The organism is Romboutsia lituseburensis DSM 797 (genome assembly GCF_900103615.1).
Taxonomy (GTDB): Bacteria; Bacillota; Clostridia; order Peptostreptococcales; family Peptostreptococcaceae; genus Romboutsia_F; species Romboutsia_F lituseburensis.
Window position 1 is genome coordinate 36,610 of record NZ_FNGW01000009.1, and the last position, 17,166, is coordinate 53,775.

Sequence of the window (17,166 nt, forward strand, 5' to 3'; positions counted from 1 at the left end):
AATATCATCAAAGTTAAAATATCAACAATAATGTAGTTTATACTTATAAATACTTTATAATAATACATTGTTATAATATAATAATATCTAGTTGACTATTATTAATAGTTTGTTTATTTATAAAACAAATAGTATTGTTATAAGATGAATGAATATAGTTGATAATTATAATTGAGATATTTTTATAGATAAATATCTATTTGAAATATATAGTTATTACATAAATTTTTATGGAGATGAAATTATGGTTAATATATACTTAGAAGACGAACAAAAAACAAAGGAAATCGGATATAAATTAGGGACTTTATTGCATCCAGGTAGTGTGATTTGCTTAATAGGTGATTTAGGAGCAGGTAAAACTACAATGACGCAAAGCTTAGCAGAAGCTTTAGAAGTTGATGATTACATAACTAGTCCTACATTTACTATAGTAAATGAATACGAAGGAAAAATGCCTCTTTATCATTTTGATGTTTATAGAATCGGTAGTAGTGATGAAATGTATGAAATTGGTTATGATGAGTACATAAATGGAGAAGGGGTTTGTATCATAGAATGGGCAAATCTTATAGAAGATATACTTCCAGAAGAATATTTACATATAGAATTAAAATATAAAGATATGTCGAGAGAGATGATATTAAATCCAGTAGGAAAAAAATATGAAGAAATAGTTGAGGAGTTGACAAAATAATGAAGGTTTTAGGAATAGATACATCTTCGTTAGCTGCAAGTGTTGCAGTTATTGAAGACAATAAATTGATTTGTGAGTACACTATAAATACTAAGAAAACTCATTCTCAAAAGCTTATGCCTATGATAGAAAATATGCTTAAAATAAGCGATATTAATATTAATGAAATAGATGTACTAGCTGTTTGTGAAGGCCCTGGATCATTTACAGGATTAAGAATAGGAATGTCTACTGCTAAAGCTATATCACATGTTAATAACTTACCTATAGTAGGAGTTAATTCAGTTGAATTATTGGCTGCCAATATGAATTTATGTGACAAGAAGATATGCTCTATACTAGATGCACAAAGAACTCAAGTATATATGGGTCAATATAAATTTGAGAATAATGAAATAGTAGAATTAAAGTCAGTTGATGTAGTAGAAATAGATGATTTATTAGAAGAATTATCGCAAACTAATGAAGAGTGGATAATAGTTGGAGAAGCAGTATACAAATACGAAGACAAGATAAAATTAAAATCTAATATACACATACCTGCACCTTCTCATAATGTAAATAAGGCAAGTAGCTTATGCTCTGTTGCTATAAATAAATATAATAAAAATATAGATGTATATGATTGTTTCGGAATAAATCCATTATATATAAGAAAATCTCAAGCAGAAGTTCAATATGATGAAAAAATGAAGAGGATACAAAATGGAAAATAATTTAGTAATAGAGCAAATGACATCAAAAGATATAGATGGTGTTTTTCAAGTAGAAAAAAATTGCTTTGAACATCATTGGTCTAAAGATGCTTTTAAAAAAGAACTTAATAATGATGTTGCAAGATATTTAGTTGCAAAAATAGATAATAAAGTAGTTGGCTATGTTGGAATATGGTTTGTTATGGATGAAGGCCAGATTACAAATGTAGCTGTACACAGTGACTATAGAGGATTAAAAATAGGAGATAAGCTAGTGAATGCTTTAGTAGAATTATGCAGAGCTAATAGTATAGTTGCAATGACGTTAGAAGTAAGAGTATCTAATATTGTTGCTCAAAATCTTTATAAGAAATATGGATTTAAACTAGCTGGAATTAGAAAAGAATATTATAGCGACAACAAAGAGGATGCTATGATAATGTGGAATGATATAAAGGCGGTGAAGTAATGAAAGATATAATAACACTATCTATAGAAAGTAGCTGCGATGAAACTTCTATAGCAGTTTTAAAAAATGGTAGAGAAGTATTATCAAACGTAGTAAACACTCAAATAGAATTACATAAAAAATTTGGTGGAGTAGTACCAGAAGTCGCATCAAGGAAGCATATAGAAAATATAGATGAAGTTTTAGATGAAGCATTAAAACAAGCGAATATTACGTTAAATGATGCGGATCATATAGCTGTAACATATGGTCCAGGTCTAGCAGGAGCTTTACTTGTTGGTTTATCTTATGCAAAAGCACTTGCGTATACAACGGGCAAACCACTAGTAGGAGTAAACCACATAGAAGGACATGTAAGTGCAAACTATATAGCACATAAAGATTTGAAACCACCATTTATAACTCTTATTGTTTCAGGAGGACATACTCATCTAGTAGAAGTTAAAAATTATGGTGAATATGAAATTTTAGGTAGAACTAGAGATGATGCATCAGGTGAAGCATTTGATAAAATAGCAAGAGCTATGGAATTAGGTTATCCAGGCGGTCCGATAATTGATAAATTAGCAAAACAAGGTAATAAAAATGCTATAGATTTCCCAAGAGCATATTTAGATGACGGATATGATTTTAGTTTTAGTGGATTAAAATCAGCTGTATTAAATTATTTAAATGCTAAAAAGATGAAAAAAGAAGATATAATAGTGGAAGATGTATGTGCATCATTCCAAGAAGCTGTTGTTGAGGTATTATCTAATAAAGCTATAAAAGCTGCAATGGAAAAAGGATATAATACAATAGCTCTTGCTGGTGGAGTAGCATGTAATTCAGCTCTTAGAGAGAAAATAACAGAGTTAGGTAAGACAAAAAATATAGAAATAAAATACCCACCAATAGATTTATGCACTGATAATGCTGCTATGATAGGATGTGCAGGATATTATAACTTCATCAATGGAAGAAGAGATGATATGAGTCTTAATGCAGTTCCAAATCTAAGAATAGGGCAAAGATAATTTATTATAAATTTCTATAAATATAAAACATACAAAAAGGAGTTCAAAGGTGATTAATTTCACTTTTTAAACTCCTTTTATTAATTTTAATTCATTTCTTTAACTATGTTAGCTGCCCATTTTTTAGAAAGAGCTCTTGGAACACCAAATATAAATTTAAATATTTCTTCAGCATACGTAAGTAAAACTAAGATATATATTGGAGCACCGTAAAATGCTGCTAAGAATGTTAGTGGTATTGAAGCAAACCACATACATCCTAATTCTAAAAATAGTGCATATTTTGTATCTCCGCCACTTCTTAAAATACCGATAACTATTAAAGTATTAAATGACTTAAGAGCCATCATAATACCCATAATTACAAATATTTTAGTAATATCAGGAGCTAAACTATCAGAAACACTAAATATTTTTAGTAAGAATGGTATGTTTAATATTAATAATCCGCCAAATATTAAACCAGCTAAAAAAGTAAGTGCAGAGAATTTTTTTGCATATACAATTGCTCTATCTATATTGTCAGCACCTAATTCATTTCCAAGCATTATAGATGCACCAATAGCTATACATACAGCCGTCATTATAAAAAAGTTACCTGTACTAGTAGCTATTTGACTAGCTGCTATAGCTGAAGTACCTGCTTTTGAATAAGCGACAGAATATAAAACTGTACCTACCGCCCATGCACTATCATTTAAAAATATTGGCATACTTTTTGATAAAAATGAAATAGTAAAATCCTTTGTTATAAGTTTTAAGTCAGAGAATCCAAATCTTAAAACATAGTCTTTTTTCATAAAGTATACATATCCAAGTATTAAAACTAACTCAACCATTCTAGCAGTAACTGTTGCTATAGCAGCACCTTTTACACCTAACATTGGAAGTCCGAAGTTTCCAAATATAAGACCATAGTTTAGTATTATATTAACCACTAATGCAGCTGAACTGCAAAACATACCTAATTTAGGATTTCTTACTCCTCTTGATCCCATACTAAATACAGTACTGATAGCAATAAGTGGATAACAAAAAACTACTATGCTAAAATATTGTGTACATAATTTAATAACTTCAGGGTCATAAGAGAATATGTGAATTATATTAGTCGGTATAACTAAAGCTGGTATAAAGAAAAATAAACTAAGTATTATTGCTAATAAAGTACTAAATCCAGTGACTTTACGTATGTTAGTTACATCACCTTTTCCAAAAAATTGAGAAATAAATACTCCTGCTCCACCTGTGATACCAGATAATGACATGTTAAATAAGAAGAAAAACTGATTAGCAACACCTATCGAAGCTACTGAACTTTCTCCTAAACTACTTATCATCATGGTATCTATTACATTTACAGAAGTAGATATAAGTTGTTGAATAATAATAGGTATACATAGTGAAACAAGTATTTTATAAAACCTTTTATTATCAGAATCTAAAGTAAATAATCCCTGCAAATAATCACCTCTTGATATAAAATTTTATGATATAAATAATAGCATAATAAATAAATAATGTAACTAGTAAATTTATAAAAGACTATACAAATAATACTATACTAAAAAAAATTTGCATGAAGAGTACAAAAATATTTTTATAAAATATTAAAAAAAATTCGTGTTAAAATTAAATTAAAAAGAAGCCAAAGTATTGGCTTCTACATAAGTTCTTCCCATTGTTCGTAAAGAGAAGATAATTTGTCTTCAAAAGAAATTTTTTCTTGGCTAACATCTTTTGCTTTGTCAGGATTAGAATAAATTTCTTCTTGGCATAATAACATATCTAATTCTTCTATTTTAATTTCTGTTTCTTGAATTTCTGTTTCTATTTGTTGGATCTTATGCCTGTTTTTCTTTTGAGCTTCACGCTGTTCTCTTTCTTTACGTTTTTCGTCTTTTATTTGAGTCTTGGTTTTTTCTTCTTTTTCTTCTATTAAACTCATTTCATAGACTTGTTTCTTTTTCTCTATATAATAATCATAATTTCCTAAGTACTCACAAATACCATCTTTATCAAGTACTAAAACTTTATCAACAACAGTATTTAAGAAATATCTATCATGAGAAATAGTAAATATAGTTCCTGTATAACCTGATAAAGCTTCTTCTAATACTTCTTTAGAATCTATGTCTAAATGGTTGGTAGGTTCATCAAGTAATAAGAAGTTTGCATTTGATAATATTAACTTTAATATAGCTACTCTCGCTCTTTCGCCACCACTTAAAGTAGATATTTTTTTAAAAACTTCTTCATTTTCAAATAAGAATGCTCCAAGCATACTTCTTAAAGCTGTTTGAGTAAGATGAGTATTATTTTCCCAAATTTCATCTATTATTGTATTATCAAGATTTAAAGTTTTCTGCTCCTGATGGAAATAAGATACATTTACATTAGTGCCAAATTTTATATTTCCGCTTAGTGGTTGAAGTTCATTCATTATTATTTTAAATAATGTTGATTTACCTATTCCGTTAGCTCCAATAAGAGCAACTTTTTCACCTCTATATATATCAAGGTTTAAATCTTTAAATAAAATTCTTTCCCCGTATCCCATAGAAACATCTCTTACTTGTAAAACATCATTACCGCTCGTTACAGAAGGATTAAATTCAATTCTAGCCCTTTTTCTATCACCATCAGGCTTATCTAAAACATCAACTTTAGAAAGGGCCTTTTCTTTACTTCTAGCTCTTTTTAGATGTTTTTCTCTACCATAAGCTTTTAATCTCTCAATAGATTCTTCTTGCTTCTTTATCTCTTTTTGTTGGTCTTCAAATTTTTTCTTTTCTATTTCTTTCTCTACAGCTGATAATTTAACAAAATCAGAGTAATTTCCATTGTAACTTTTTAATTTTTTATTATGGATTTCAAAAACTCTATTAACTACTTGATCTAAGAAATATCTATCATGGGAAATTAGTATAACAGTTCCTCTATATTGCTTTAAAAATATTTCTAGCCATTCTATAGCATCAGAATCTAAGTGGTTAGTAGGTTCATCTAATAATAGAAGAGTAGGCTTTTTAAGAAGTAGTTTACCTAAAAGTACTCTAGTTTTTTCTCCACCAGAAAGTATACTTATAGGCTTATCCATATCCTCATCAGAAAAACCTAGACCTTTTAAAACACCTTTAGCTTCTGATTTATATCCATATCCATTTAACTCAGAAAATTCTTCTAACTTATGAGAATACTCATTCATAATTTTTTCTAGTTGAGAAGAATTAGGATTAGCACTTTCTTCTGCTATTTTTATTTCTAAATTTCTTAGGTAAGATTCCATATCTATTAAGTCTTTGAAAACTTCTAACACCTCTTCAAATATAGTGTTATTTGAATGGAAATTAGTATTTTGTTCTAAATATCCTATTTCACAATCTTTTGAAGTGTATATATCTCCGCTATCATAACCATATATACCAGAAATTACTTTGAATAAAGTGGTTTTTCCAGTTCCATTTACACCTATTATACCGACTTTATCACCTTCATTTACTGTAAAACTTACGTTTTCTAATATCGAATCTATTCCAAAACTTTTATTCAAGTTATTACATGACAAAACAATCATAAATTTATCCCTCCTTAAACTACCTAAAATTATAATGTTTTGGTATAATATAATCAAGGATATTGCATTAGGTTTTGAAAAATGCAATAAAATATTAAGGACTTAAAAAATATCATAGGAGGTGAAATCATGGGATCTAAAAATATATCTATGGCAGTAATAAGAAGACTACCAAAGTATCATAGATACCTTGGCGATTTATTAGATAAAGACATACAAAGAATTTCTTCAAAAGAATTAAGTGATATAATCGGTTTTACAGCGTCTCAAATAAGACAAGACTTAAATAACTTCGGTGGATTTGGACAACAAGGTTACGGATATAATGTTGGCGCTCTTCACAATGAAATTGGAAAGATATTAGGATTAGATAAACAATACAACGCTATACTTATAGGGGCTGGTAACTTAGGTCAAGCTATTGCTAACTATTCAGGGTTTAGAAAAGCTGGCTTTGAAGTAAAAGCCTTATTTGATGCTAATCCAAGAATGATAGGGCTGAAAATAAGAGAATTTGAAGTTTTAGATTCAGAGGAAATAGAAGATTACGTAAGAGATAATGATATAGATATAGCTATATTATGTATACCTAAAAATGGTGCTCAGAGTATAGTAAATAAGTTAGTTAATGTGGGTATAAAAGGAATTTGGAACTTTGCTCCAATAGATTTAGAAGTACCAAAAGATGTAATAGTAGAAAATGTAAACTTAACTGAGAGTTTATTTACACTATCATACTTAATGAAAGAAAATGAAGAAATGTAAATAATTTATTAATTAATTTAACAACAAGATGCACTAACAAGTTGTTTACTTTTAGTGCATAAAATTATAACTTATCTAATGCTGGGTAAGTTATAATTTTTTATGTACAAAAAAAGCTATCAGTTAGCATAAAACTACTTGATAGCCTTTTTATTGCAAATATTATTCTGGTTGAGGAGCATCAACAGGACAAACTCCAGCACAAGCACCACATTCTATACAAGTACCAGCATCTATAACGTATTTGCTATCTCCTTCAGATATACATTCAACTGGACATTCACCAGCACAAGCACCACAGCTTATGCAAGCATCATTTATTATGTAAGCCATCTCAAAATCCTCCCTTAATTATTATTTTATTCAGTAATATTATACCAAAATTTGGAGCAATGCACAAACCAATTAATTCTACAAGAATGTTAATATTATGACAGCTTATTCTAGCAAAATAAAGTCATATTTAAACGTTTTCATAAAAATATAGATTTAAATATACATTTATTAAAAAATCAATAAAAGTTAAAATTTAAAATGAATTTTTTATAAATTTAAGGATTTATCTATCTTAAAAAAATATAAATATATATAAGATAATTTTTTCAAAAATTTATAAAAAAAAATGTTTAAAGGTAATATTTGGGTGGTAAATAATAAATGTAAAAAAAAATAGTTAAAAATTAGTCAAAAATATATCACTAAAGTCATATCATTATAATCTGATTTATATCTCAAAAAGACTAAAAATTAAATATAAAAAATTCAAGGGGGAATTTAAAATGTCTTGTAATACTTGTAGAATGTGTGAAAGTGCAGATAAAAAATTGGAAAGCTTTATAGCATCTAAGGATGTAGAAACAGCATTCCACAGAACAGAGGATCAAAAAGTTAAGTGCGGATTTGGGCTTCAAGGTGTATGCTGTAGATTATGTGCAAATGGACCATGTAGAGTAACACCTAAATCACCAAGAGGAATATGTGGAGCAGATGCAGATACAATAGTAGCTAGAAACTTTTTAAGAGCAGTAGCATCAGGTTCAGCTTGCTATTTACATGTAGTAGAAAACACTGCTAGAAACTTAAAACACTTAGGAGAGACTAAAGGTGAAATAAAAGGTTTAAATGCTTTAAATAATTTAGCTGAAAAATTTGACATAGAAGAAAATGATAATCATCAAAAATGTATCAAAGTAGCTGATAAGGTTATAAATGATTTATATAAACCAAGATTTGAAAAAATGGAACTTGTTGAAAAAGTTGCATATGGACCGAGAGTAAAGAGATGGAAAGAGTTAGGAATAATGCCTGGAGGAGCTAAGTCAGAAGTATTTGATGCTATAGTAAAATCATCAACAAATCTAAACAGTGATCCAGTAGACATGTTAGTTAACTGCTTAAACTTAGGTATATCAACAGGATTATATGGGCTTACATTAACAAATCTTTTAAATGATGTTATGTTAGGAGAACCAGTTATAAGAATGGCTCCAGTAGGATTTAATGTTATAGATAAAGATTATATAAACATAATGATAACAGGACATCAACACTCAACATTCTCTCATTTCCAAGATAGATTAAAAGATGCTGATGTAGTTGCTATGGCTAAAGAAGCTGGAGCAAAAGGATTTAGATTAGTAGGATGTACATGTGTAGGTCAAGATTTACAATTAAGAGGGGAACATTATCAAGAAGTATTTGCTGGTCATGCAGGAAACAACTTTACAAGTGAAGCAGTGCTTTCAACTGGTGCAATTGATATAGTATTATCTGAATTTAACTGTACAATACCAGGTCTTGAGCCAATAGCTGATAAATATAAAGTAAAAATGGTTTGTTTAGATGATGTAGCTAAAAAAGCTAATGCAGAATATATACAATTTGATAGAGAGAATTTAGAGGCTATAAGTACAGAATTAATAAATAAATCATTAGAGTCATACAAAGAAAGAAGAAGCGTAGTAGAAATAGATATACCAAGTGATCATGGATATGAACAATCTTTAACAGGTGTAAGTGAAAAGAACTTAAAAGAGTTTTTAGGAAACTCATGGAAACCACTTATAAACTTAATAGCAGAAGGAAAAATCAAAGGTATAGCTGCTGTAGTTGGATGTTCAAATATGACTGCTGGTGGGCATGATATAAATACTGTTGAGCTAACAAAAGAATTAATAAAGAGAGACATAATAGTACTTTCAGCTGGATGTTCAACAGGAGGACTTGAAAATGTAGGTCTTATGTCTCCAGGAGCTGAGGAATTAGCAGGAGATAACCTAAAAGAAGTATGTAAATCATTAGGAATACCACCAGTATTAAACTTTGGACCATGTTTAGCAATAGGAAGATTAGAAATAGTTGCAACAGAAATAGCAGCAGAATTAGGAATAGATTTACCACAATTACCACTTGTATTATCAGCACCACAATGGTTGGAAGAGCAAGCATTAGCTGATGGAGCATTTGGATTAGCATTAGGATTACCACTTCATTTAGCATTACCACCATTTATAACAGGTGGAAAACTAGTAACAGAAGTACTTACTGAAAAATTAAAAGATTTAACAGGAGGTCACGTTATAGTGAATCCAGACCCTAAATCTTCAGCAGATCAATTAGAAGAAATAATAATAGATAGAAGACAAAAACTAGGGTTAAAGGAAGTGGAATGTTATGCATAGAATATTAATAAATAAAGAATTATGTACTGGATGTAAAAACTGTGTTTTAGCTTGTATGCTAAAACACAGTGAAAGCGACAATATATATACTCTTGATTTAGAAAATATAGATAATGATGGTAGAGGTCACATAGAACTTGATAAAGATAATAAACCTGTGCCTATAATATGTAGACATTGTGATGAGCCAGAATGTGTATTAACTTGCATGAGTGGAGCTATGAGCAAAAATAATGAAACAGGAATTGTATCATATAATGAGAGTAAATGCGGTTCTTGTTACATGTGTGTAATGTCTTGTCCTTATGGTGTATTAAAAGTAGATGATAGAACGAAACAAGTTGTATTGAAATGTGATTTATGTAAAGATGAAGAATATCCTAGATGTGTAGCTAATTGTCCAAGTGGAGCATTAGAGCTACAAAAGGAGGATGCTTATGCTAGATAAGATATTTAATATGTTTAAAAATAAAAAATCAACTGATTATGTGATTTTAGGAGCTAGTGCGGCTGGTATAAATGCTGCTAAAACTTTAAGAGAATTAGATTCAGAGGCAAATATAATAATAATATCAAAGGATGAAAAAATTTATTCTCGTTGTATGTTACACCATGTTATATCTAATCATAAGACAGTAGAAGATATTAATTTTGCAGGTGACAAATTTATAGAAGAAAATAATATAAATTGGATAAAAGGAAGAAGTGTAAAAAGCATTGATTCAGAAGAAAAATTAGTAGAGTTAGAGGATCAAATAATACAATATGATAAACTTTTAATAGCAACTGGAGCATCAGCATTTATACCTCCAATAAAGCATTTAAGAGATGGTAACTTTGTATATACTCTAAGAAATATAGATGAAATAGATAAAATAAAAGAAAAAGCATCTCAATCTAAAAAAGCTGCTATAATAGGTGCTGGATTAGTTGGTATAGACGCATTGGCAGGATTATTAGAGTATAAAAATTTAGAAGTATCACTAGTTTATAATGGAAAACGTATATTAGATAAACAGCTAGATAAATATAGTGCATCAACATATGAAGATAAGTTTATTGAAAAAGGAGCTAAGTTATATCCTAATTCAGCTATAAAAGAGATAGTTCTTGAAGCAAATAAAGATGTAAAAGGTATAAAGTTTGAAGATGGAAGTATATTAGAATCTGATATGATCATAGTAGCTACAGGTGTAGCTCCAAATGCAGGGTTTATAGATAGTACAAAGATAGAGTACAATAGAGGTATAGTAATCAATGATAAATGTGAAACTACTGAAAAGGACATATATGCTGCAGGAGATGTTGTAGGCAAAAATGCAATATGGCCATTAGCAGTTAAGCAAGGTATTGTAGCTGCATATAATATGTTAGGTAAAGAAAAACAAATAGATGATAATTTTGCATTTAAAAATAGTATGAACTTTATGGGAATAGCAACAGTATCATTAGGTTTAACTTCACCACCTGATGAAGAATATAAAGTTATATCTAGATGTGATGAAAAAGGATACAAAAAATTTGTATATAAGGATAACGTTATTTATGGGTTAGTAGCTCAAGGTGATATATCATATACTGGAACTATAGCCTACTTAATAAAAAATAAAATTGAAATACCTAATTTAGAAGATAGAATATTTGATGTAGGGTATGCAGACTTTTTGGCACTTAAGGAGAATGGAGAATTCTGCTATAATATATAATAAAAATAAGGCTATAGATTAATCTATAGCCTTATTTACATATATAACAAAAGTAGAAAGGTGAATCTAAATGAAAGTATATGCATTTGTTGGTCCTAGTGGAACAGGTAAAAGTTATAAGGCTTTAGAAGTAGCTTATGAAAATGATATAAAATACATAATTGATGATGGATTATTAATACATAAGAATAAGATAATCGCAGGTATTTCAGCTAAGCAGGCTAATACGACAATGGAAGCTGTTAAAAGAGCGATATTTAATGATGACATTCATAGAGAAAATGTTAAAACTAAAATAATAGAACAAAAAATAGATAAAATATTAGTTCTTGGTACATCAAATAAAATGATAAACCAAATCGTAGAAAAGTTAGAACTTGGTGAAATTTATAGAATCATAAATATAAGTGAAGTAAGCACACAAGAAGAAATAAACATCGCTAGAAAGTCGAGAAAAAATGGAAATCATATAATACCAGTTCCAACAATGGAAATAAAACCTATAGCTAGTGGCCTAAGCATAAACTCCATAAGAAGATTTTTTAGAAGAAAAAATAACACATATAAAGTTTTAGAAAAAACAATTATAAGACCTACATTTAGTTATATTGGAAAGTTTTATATAAATCCTAATGTAATAGAACAAATCATAAGGTTTGAGGTTAATAAAATAAGCAAAGTTGATAAAATAAATAAAGTGCAAATAAATAATATAGATGGAAATCTATATATAAAAATTAATATTAATATAAATGATATAACTCAGATAAAAGAATGTTACCAGTTGCAAAAAATAGTAAAAGAAAGCATAGAAAAAGTAACTTCTATAAATGTGAAAATAGTTAATGTAAATATAGAAAAATTAAGATTTAATACTACCAAAGCTTAGTTTAAAAACATTAATGAATCATATTATTTATGAAAAACTTATAAAAAGTTATTGGCATTTGACAGTAACTTTTTTTAGTGCTACCATTTAATTAGCAAATGCCAATTAAAAAGGGGGAAGTAGATATTATGTCAAGTTGTAATTCATGTCCATCAAAAGATGGATGTAGTAAAGATAATCAAAAATGTATGATAGAAAATAACCCAATGAATAACATTAAAAATGTTATAGGTGTTATGAGTGGTAAAGGTGGTGTAGGGAAATCATCTATATCAGTAATGATTGCTAAGCAATTAAGAAAAGCTGGGTACAAAGTAGGGATTTTAGATGCAGATATAACTGGGCCTAGTGTACCTAGATTACTTGGACTTAAAGACAAAAAAGCAACATCAAATGAACAATTTTTATTTCCAGTAGAGTCAGAAGATAATATAAAAGTGATGTCATTAAATTTCTTAATTGAAGATGAAAATGAACCTGTAATATGGAGGGGGGCAATGATATCTAATGCAGTTAAACAATTTTGGACTGATGTACTTTGGGGAGAGTTAGACTATTTAATAATTGATATGCCGCCAGGAACGGGAGATGTAGCATTAACAGTAATGCAAAATATTCCTATAAGTGGGATTATTATGGTGTCTATACCTCAAGATTTAGTTTCAATGATTGTATCTAAAGCTATAAATATGACAAAAAAAATGGATATTAAAGTATTAGGAATTATTGAGAATATGAGTTACATACTTTGCCCAGATTGTAATAAAAAAATAAAACTATTCAATGGAGAAAATGTAGAACAATTCTTAGAATCAAGTAATTTAAAACTTCTTGGTGAATTGCCAATGACAAGTTCAATTTGCAACTTATCAAATAATAACTATGAAAATAAAAACGATAGTTTAGAGGAATTATTTAATCCAATAGTTGATAATATGTTAAGTGTATTAAAGGAGAATTAAATGGATAAAAATTTAATTCATTTAAGAAATATAATTGAAAGTAATGGATATAAATTTACAAAACAAAAGCAGTATATATTAAAAGTTTTGATTAATGCCAAGAGCCATTTAAGTGCTGAAGACATATATCAAATTGTTAGAGTTGACTCAGTTGGAATTGCGACAGTATATAGAACTTTAAAGAAGCTCAAAGAATTAAATATAGTTAAAGAGATAAATATAGATGGAACAAATTTTTATGAAATGAAGATATTTGGAGGCAGACCCCTGCATATACACTTTAAATGCAACGAATGTAATAGTATAATGGATATATACAATAGGTCTTTAATTTTAGACTATTTAAAATTAAATAATAATGCAGAAAAAGAAAATAATTTTACTGTATTTGATGCAGATATAATGCTAATTGGATTATGTAGCGAATGTAGGGAGAAAAAAATATGTCAAGACCAACTAAATTTAGAAGAGTAGAATTTTTTCCAGAAAATAATTATTTCGTACCAATAGGAAAGTCTAAGTGTGAACTTGAAGAAATTGTTTTAAAAGTAGAAGAGCTTGAAGCAATGAGACTTAAAGATATAGAAGGTTTAAATCAAGAAGAATGTGCGAAAAAGATGAAGATATCAAGACAAACATTCCAAAATATAATTGATGGAGCTAGAAATAAGGTTGCTATGGCTTTGACAGAAGGAAAAGCAATTAATATTAGTGGGGGTCATTACACTACAAATCATTGTAAGTTTAAATGTATGGATTGTGGATCAATATATAATATTAATTATGAACAAGATAAGTCATCTTGTCCAAGTTGTGGATCTCAAAGTGTAATATGTAGCAAAAAAGCTGAATTTTGTAAAAAGTGGTGTCATGGACAACGTGATAAATAATCATAATTTAAAGCATGTGATAGGGTATATAGTTAAAATAAATAAGTACTCTATCACATGCTTTTTGCGTTTTTTACTTTTCATTTTTTTATAAATTGTTGACACTGTGATTAAAAGGTGTTAGAATTCAATCAGAATAAAAAATACTTTTAAATTCAGTCCAGAGAGGCTGAAAAAGGAGGATATATATATGTTATTAAAAGGAAGAAATTTAATCCAGCCAGAAGACTTTTCAGTTAAAGAAATAGATCAAATATTAGAATTATCTCAAAAAATAATTGACAATCCGTCAAAATATTCTCGTGTATGTGAAGGTAAATTATTGGCTACTTTATTTTATGAGCCATCAACAAGAACAAGATTAAGCTTTGAATCAGCAATGTGCAGATTAGGTGGAAGTGTAGTAGGTTTTTCAGAACCTAATTCATCATCTGTAACTAAAGGAGAATCTTTAGGTGATACTATAAGAACAGTAGCATGTTATGCAGATACAATAGTAATGAGACACCCAATATCAGGATCTGCAGCTGAAGCAGCATCTTATTCAGAAGTACCTTTTATAAACGCGGGAGATGGAGGAAATCAACATCCAACTCAAACACTTACAGATCTACTTACTATCAAATCCCTTAAAGGAAGTTTAGAAAATCACACAATAGGATTATGTGGAGACTTAAAGAATGGAAGAACAGTACACTCTTTAGTTAAAGCAATGGCTAGATATAAAGGAACTAAGTTTGTATTTATATCTCCAGATGAATTAAAAATGCCTGAATATATCAAAGAAACTATACAAGAGCAAGGTCATGCATACTATGAAACTAATAACTTAGATGAAGTTATAGGAAACTTAGATATTTTATATATGACTAGGGTTCAAAGAGAAAGATTTGAAAATCAAGCAGAATATGAAAGATTAAAAGATTGCTATATCTTAAATAATGTAAAATTACAAAGAGCTCAAAAAGACATGTTAGTAATGCATCCGTTACCAAGAGTAAATGAAATAGATGTAGACGTGGATGGTGATGAAAGAGCTGTATACTTCAAACAAGCTAAGTATGGAATGTTTGTAAGAATGGCATTAATAATGAAACTTCTAGGTGTTAAAGAAGCACAAATTTCATTAGAAGAAAAGATGTTAGAATGTGTGTAAAATTTTAGACTAACCAGCAAAAGACAATAGGGGGAAATATAGATGTATAAAATTTGTGAGAATAGATACGTAGGAGAAGATATGTATCTAATGAAGGTAGAAGGTAAGTTTGAAGGTAAAATGGGTCAATTTTATATGTTAAGAGCATGGGATATGTTTCCACTTCTTTCAAGACCAATAAGTATACATGATATAGGTGAAAATAGTATAACTTTCTTATATAAAGTAGTAGGTGAAGGAACAGAAATACTAAGCAAGTTAAAAGAAAATGACACAATAAAATTAGAAGGTCCATATGGAAATGGATATGAAAAAGTAGAAGGAAAAGTAGCTTTAGTAGGTGGAGGAATTGGAGTAGCACCATTGTACTTAGTTGCTAAAAATATAGATAACTGCGATGCATATTTAGGATTTAGAAATGAAGCTATATTACAAGAAAAATATAGTGAAGTTTGTAATGAAGTGAACATAGCAATAGGAGATAAATTTGTAACAGACATAATAGATGTAGAAAAATATGATTATATATTAACTTGTGGACCAACGCCGATGATGGAAAAGCTAGTAAAGATGGTAGAGGGAACTAAGACTAGAATAATGGTATCTTTAGAAAATCATATGGCATGTGGAGTAGGTGCATGTTTAGTATGTACTTGTAAAACACAGTCTGGAAACAAAAAAACTTGTAAGGATGGACCTGTATTCTGGGGAGAGGACGTGATACTTAATGACTAATCTAAATGTTAAATTCGGAAATATAGACTTTAAAAATCCTCTTGTAATGGCATCTGGAACATTCGGATTTGGGAAAGAATATAATGAAATTTATGATATACAAAAGTTAGGTGGGATAAGTAGTAAGGGACTTACACTAAACAAAAGAGACGGAAATTCTGGAATGAGAGTTTGTGAGACTCCATCGGGAATGATGAATAGTGTTGGTCTTGAAAATCCTGGAGTTCAAGGATTTATAGATAATGAATTACAATTTTTTAAAGATTTGGATTTAGTAAGAATTGCAAATGTTGGTGGAGGTACTTTGGATGATTATATAAAAGGAGTTCAACTGTTAAACGATCAACCAATAGATATGATAGAACTAAATATATCTTGTCCAAATGTTAAGGCAGGGGGAATGGCATTCGGTATAAAAAATGAAGTAGCAAGAGAAGTAGTAAGAGAAGTGAGAAGTGTAACTAACTTACCTCTTGTAATAAAGCTTTCACCAAATGCAGAGGACATAATAGGAATGGCACAAGTATGTGAAGAAGAAGGGGCAAATGGAGTATCTTTAGTAAATACATTTAAGGCGATGGCAATAGACATTCATAAAAGAAAGCCAGTATTTGAAAATGTATATGCAGGACTATCAGGACCCGCAATAAAGCCTATAGCACTTAGAATGGTACATGAAGTTTGTAAAAATATCAGTATACCTGTAATGGGAATGGGTGGAATAACAACAGCCCAAGATGCTATAGAGTTCATAATGGCTGGGTCGACATGTATCCAAGTTGGTACTGCTAATTTTATAAATCCTAAAATAGGACTTGAAATAATAGATGGAATAGAAGCGTTTATGTTAAAAGAAGGAATAAAAAGCTTAGATGAAATAAGAGGAATATTATAATATCAAATTAAAAAACAAAAGAAAAAATACATA

At 29.1% G+C, this 17,166-nt stretch carries 18 protein-coding genes; 15 read left to right on the plus strand and 3 right to left on the minus strand.

The annotated features are described in order from the left end of the window. Positions 1-244: 244 nt before the first annotated feature. Genes tsaE through tsaD form a run of 4 tightly spaced genes read left to right on the plus strand, consistent with a single transcriptional unit; the run spans position 245 to position 2,877 of the window. A complete protein-coding gene (tsaE, locus tag BLP75_RS14510; protein WP_092727256.1) occupies positions 245-697 on the plus strand; it encodes a tRNA (adenosine(37)-N6)-threonylcarbamoyltransferase complex ATPase subunit type 1 TsaE in 453 nt (150 codons plus the stop codon). Continuing rightward, a complete protein-coding gene (gene tsaB, locus BLP75_RS14515) occupies positions 697-1,413 on the plus strand; it encodes a tRNA (adenosine(37)-N6)-threonylcarbamoyltransferase complex dimerization subunit type 1 TsaB (protein WP_092727257.1) in 717 nt (238 codons plus the stop codon). The genes tsaE and tsaB overlap by 1 nt, the downstream gene beginning before the upstream one ends. After that, positions 1,403-1,861: a ribosomal protein S18-alanine N-acetyltransferase gene (gene rimI, locus BLP75_RS14520; protein ID WP_242872446.1), complete on the plus strand. Its 459-nt coding sequence runs from the start codon at positions 1,403-1,405 to the stop codon at positions 1,859-1,861. The genes tsaB and rimI overlap by 11 nt, the downstream gene beginning before the upstream one ends. Beyond that, the gene (tsaD, locus tag BLP75_RS14525) at positions 1,861-2,877 is read left to right on the plus strand and encodes a tRNA (adenosine(37)-N6)-threonylcarbamoyltransferase complex transferase subunit TsaD (protein ID WP_092727258.1); all 1,017 of its coding nucleotides are present in this window, start codon (positions 1,861-1,863) and stop codon (positions 2,875-2,877) included. The genes rimI and tsaD overlap by 1 nt, the downstream gene beginning before the upstream one ends. An 86-nt stretch (positions 2,878-2,963) precedes the next feature. Here the strand turns inward: tsaD and BLP75_RS14530 are convergent, their stop codons facing one another. Together BLP75_RS14530 and BLP75_RS14535 are read right to left on the minus strand one after the other, a co-directional pair. Continuing rightward, positions 2,964-4,340, minus strand: coding sequence for an MATE family efflux transporter (locus BLP75_RS14530; RefSeq protein WP_092727259.1), 1,377 nt, complete (start codon positions 4,338-4,340; stop codon positions 2,964-2,966). Between the two features lie 200 nt (positions 4,341-4,540). Next, positions 4,541-6,454, minus strand: a complete 1,914-nt coding sequence (locus tag BLP75_RS14535) for an ABC-F family ATP-binding cassette domain-containing protein (RefSeq protein WP_092727260.1) — start codon at positions 6,452-6,454, stop codon at positions 4,541-4,543. A 129-nt stretch (positions 6,455-6,583) separates the two neighbouring features. On the opposite strand from BLP75_RS14535, the gene BLP75_RS14540 reads away from it, so the two are divergent. Next, positions 6,584-7,219, plus strand: a complete 636-nt coding sequence (locus BLP75_RS14540) for a redox-sensing transcriptional repressor Rex (RefSeq protein ID WP_170139201.1) — start codon at positions 6,584-6,586, stop codon at positions 7,217-7,219. Between the two features lie 162 nt (positions 7,220-7,381). Here BLP75_RS14540 and BLP75_RS14545 read toward each other — a convergent pair whose 3' ends face one another. Continuing rightward, positions 7,382-7,552: a DUF362 domain-containing protein gene (locus BLP75_RS14545; RefSeq protein ID WP_092727262.1), complete on the minus strand. Its 171-nt coding sequence runs from the start codon at positions 7,550-7,552 to the stop codon at positions 7,382-7,384. A 446-nt stretch (positions 7,553-7,998) separates the two neighbouring features. Here BLP75_RS14545 and cooS point away from each other — a divergent pair, with 446 nt between their 5' ends. The 10 genes from cooS (at position 7,999) to BLP75_RS14595 (ending at position 17,133) form a co-directional block, all read left to right on the plus strand. Further along, positions 7,999-9,900, plus strand: a complete 1,902-nt coding sequence (gene cooS / locus BLP75_RS14550; RefSeq protein ID WP_092727263.1) for an anaerobic carbon-monoxide dehydrogenase catalytic subunit — start codon at positions 7,999-8,001, stop codon at positions 9,898-9,900. Beyond that, on the plus strand, positions 9,893-10,348 hold the full coding sequence (locus tag BLP75_RS14555) for a 4Fe-4S dicluster domain-containing protein (RefSeq protein WP_092727264.1): 456 nt from the start codon (positions 9,893-9,895) through the stop codon (positions 10,346-10,348). Before cooS ends, BLP75_RS14555 begins: the two co-directional genes overlap by 8 nt. Beyond that, a complete protein-coding gene (locus tag BLP75_RS14560; protein WP_092727265.1) occupies positions 10,338-11,606 on the plus strand; it encodes an NAD(P)/FAD-dependent oxidoreductase in 1,269 nt (422 codons plus the stop codon). The genes BLP75_RS14555 and BLP75_RS14560 overlap by 11 nt, the downstream gene beginning before the upstream one ends. A gap of 70 nt (positions 11,607-11,676) precedes the next feature. Beyond that, complete coding sequence (locus tag BLP75_RS14565; protein ID WP_092727266.1) at positions 11,677-12,495, plus strand: ATP-binding protein; 819 nt, start codon at positions 11,677-11,679, stop codon at positions 12,493-12,495. Positions 12,496-12,623: 128 nt separating this feature from the next. Beyond that, entirely contained in the window at positions 12,624-13,457 is an 834-nt protein-coding gene (locus BLP75_RS14570) for an Mrp/NBP35 family ATP-binding protein (RefSeq protein WP_092727267.1), read from the plus strand. Next, positions 13,458-13,931, plus strand: a complete 474-nt coding sequence (locus tag BLP75_RS14575; RefSeq protein ID WP_092727268.1) for a Fur family transcriptional regulator — start codon at positions 13,458-13,460, stop codon at positions 13,929-13,931. Beyond that, on the plus strand, positions 13,901-14,347 hold the full coding sequence (locus tag BLP75_RS14580) for a DUF134 domain-containing protein (protein WP_092727269.1): 447 nt from the start codon (positions 13,901-13,903) through the stop codon (positions 14,345-14,347). The genes BLP75_RS14575 and BLP75_RS14580 overlap by 31 nt, the downstream gene beginning before the upstream one ends. Positions 14,348-14,537: 190 nt before the next feature. Continuing rightward, entirely contained in the window at positions 14,538-15,503 is a 966-nt protein-coding gene (pyrB, locus tag BLP75_RS14585; protein WP_092727270.1) for an aspartate carbamoyltransferase, read from the plus strand. Positions 15,504-15,545: 42 nt separating this feature from the next. Then, positions 15,546-16,238, plus strand: a complete 693-nt coding sequence (locus BLP75_RS14590; RefSeq protein WP_092727271.1) for a dihydroorotate dehydrogenase electron transfer subunit — start codon at positions 15,546-15,548, stop codon at positions 16,236-16,238. Then, a complete protein-coding gene (locus tag BLP75_RS14595; RefSeq protein WP_092727272.1) occupies positions 16,231-17,133 on the plus strand; it encodes a dihydroorotate dehydrogenase in 903 nt (300 codons plus the stop codon). Before BLP75_RS14590 ends, BLP75_RS14595 begins: the two co-directional genes overlap by 8 nt. Positions 17,134-17,166: the final 33 nt, after the last annotated feature.